4 protein-coding genes and 1 pseudogene are annotated in these 1,705 nt (G+C 54.9%); all 5 read right to left on the bottom strand.

What is annotated here, in order from left to right; genetic code table 11:
* Positions 1–182: hypothetical protein (locus AB4Z27_RS28910; RefSeq protein WP_441645972.1), on the bottom strand; the 182-nt coding region annotated here is incomplete at its 3' end.
* Positions 183–202: 20 nt separating this feature from the next.
* Positions 203–820 (bottom strand): peptidoglycan recognition protein family protein, encoded by a 618-nt coding sequence (locus AB4Z27_RS28905; protein WP_441645971.1) that lies wholly within the window; start codon positions 818–820, stop codon positions 203–205.
* 14 nt (positions 821–834) lie between these two features.
* Positions 835–960 (bottom strand): annotated as a pseudogene (locus tag AB4Z27_RS28900) (type VI secretion system tube protein Hcp); the annotation flags it as partial.
* A 71-nt stretch (positions 961–1,031) separates the two neighbouring features.
* Positions 1,032–1,388 carry a hypothetical protein gene (locus AB4Z27_RS28895; RefSeq protein ID WP_441645970.1) on the bottom strand — a complete coding sequence of 119 codons (357 nt, stop codon included), beginning with the start codon at positions 1,386–1,388 and terminating at the stop codon, positions 1,032–1,034.
* On the bottom strand, positions 1,382–1,705 hold a 324-nt coding region (locus AB4Z27_RS28890; protein ID WP_441645969.1), incomplete at its 5' end, for a hypothetical protein. The genes AB4Z27_RS28895 and AB4Z27_RS28890, both read right to left, overlap by 7 nt.

The raw sequence follows: 1,705 nt of genomic DNA, 5'->3' as shown, positions 1-1,705 counted from the left end.
TCCACGGGATAGGCTTTCGAGAAGTATCGTTTTACCTGTGCCACCGTTGGTTGGAATATCTTGCAGCGCTCGGTCATGTCCACGTCGTCCGGCTCGGCATTTTGCCCGGTCTCGGTGATGATGACTTTCTTGACGGTTCTGGCGTCACTGGTTGCGGGTAGCGCCAGGAGGAGAGTCACCAAGACAATAGCTGTAGGAGCACTTACCATCTTGCGGTGCTCGCTTCGGTTTTGTTTTTCTTGGATAGCAGTGGGTGACGGAAAACTGCGTTGGATGCTATCGAGAGCGTGTCAGTCAGTTCACTGATAAGCCATTGCAGCGCGGCATTCTGCTGTCCGGTAACGCTTTCGTAGACAGGCTCTTCCTTTGGTTTGCCCGGCTTTTGTGGTACTTCATAGGATTTCCCCACAATCTCGATACCGATTGAGTCGTAATTCGAAGGATAGCGTTCTGGCCAGGGTTTCTTATGCTCATGGCGAGATAGTTGGGAGGTGTTGTGTTCTACGGCCATTGCCAGCCGTAGCTCCGTCGGCGAGCAATTGCACGTGGCAATGCAGCGGGATTTTAGTCTGCCAACATGGTTGGTTACTCTGAGCAAGGAGGCAGTCTGGTAAATCGTGCCATCCTTGTCGATTAAAAGGTGCGCACCATGCGCGCCCTTATCGCCATAGCTATTGAAAGTGCTCTGCGCAGTCGCGGCGTCTGTCTGGTGGACGACAATGCCATTCACCTGGGCCATCAACCCCCGTTCGATACCTGGAAATCTCTTGATCTTGATGCGTTCCGCATCGACGATTCCATTCTTGTCTATAAACAGCATCGCAAGTCTCCCGGTTAGTTTGCGCGATTCGCCTTCACGTCATAACCCATGCTGACCGTCCCGGCACTGCCGCCGGAGGCGTTCTGCACGACGTATTCCTGCTTCACTCGCGAGAATGAAAGGCTGACTTCTTCCCGGGGCGCGCGCAATTTGGGTGGGTGAGGGAGGGTGGACAGAGCTTGGAGTCCAGGCTCTGCCCTCCATATATCGCTTACCGCTTGAAGAGTCGGTTGAGAAGCGAGCACCTCTTTGGGTGTGAGCTATTCGCTCTCAGGTATTCCTCCGACTCTTTGGCGTCTTGATCGACATCGCGCTCCGAGAAAGACTCGAAGACAAACGCAATTGCCTCTCGCCATTCAGGGCTGGCCTGCCAGCCGTCTAGATAGAGATCCCGTTGTATCGACGTCAGCGACGCCCAGAAGGGCCTCCATTCCCGGTCGAACCATGGTTCGGCTACACCTTGTCTGACACGTGGCGCCAGTTCGCCAGATTCGATGTGCGGGAACACGATCCAAGGCGGCTGGGGAGCGTCCGGATAGTGCTCCACGCGGCCTTGGGCCGTCAGCATTCGGGCTCGTCGCTAAGACCATATGCGCAAGCGAACGGGTCGTGCCATTTGTTGCGTTTGTAGAGCAGGTCGACCGTATTGCCTCCTAACCAGAATAATGTAGAGGTCCCTCCTGAGTAGAGCCGGAATCTGCCGGAAGTGTTATCGCTGAACGATACCTCGCCGATCGCAAAGCATGGGGAATAACGCTCGTGCGTCAGAATGCGGCTCTCTATCGGATAGGCCTTGGAGAAATACCGTTTCACTTGGCTGACTGTTGGCTTGAAGGTCTTACAGTTTTCCGTGAGGCTGGCGTCGTCAGTGTGCGAGGTTAAACC

It is taken from the genome of Cupriavidus sp. KB_39, assembly GCF_052114485.1.
Classification (GTDB): Bacteria; Pseudomonadota; Gammaproteobacteria; order Burkholderiales; family Burkholderiaceae; genus Cupriavidus.
The sequence above is the reverse complement of the archived record's forward strand: the minus strand, read 5'-3'. Positions and strand labels throughout refer to the sequence as shown.

What these genes read in the sequence shown, in the direction of transcription:
- AB4Z27_RS28905 (WP_441645971.1), bottom strand. Translation starts at nt 820, where the DNA reads ATGCTGTTTATAGACAAGAATGGAATCGTCGATGCGGAACGCATCAAG.
- AB4Z27_RS28895 (WP_441645970.1), bottom strand. Translation starts at nt 1,388, where the DNA reads ATGCTGACGGCCCAAGGCCGCGTGGAGCACTATCCGGACGCTCCCCAG.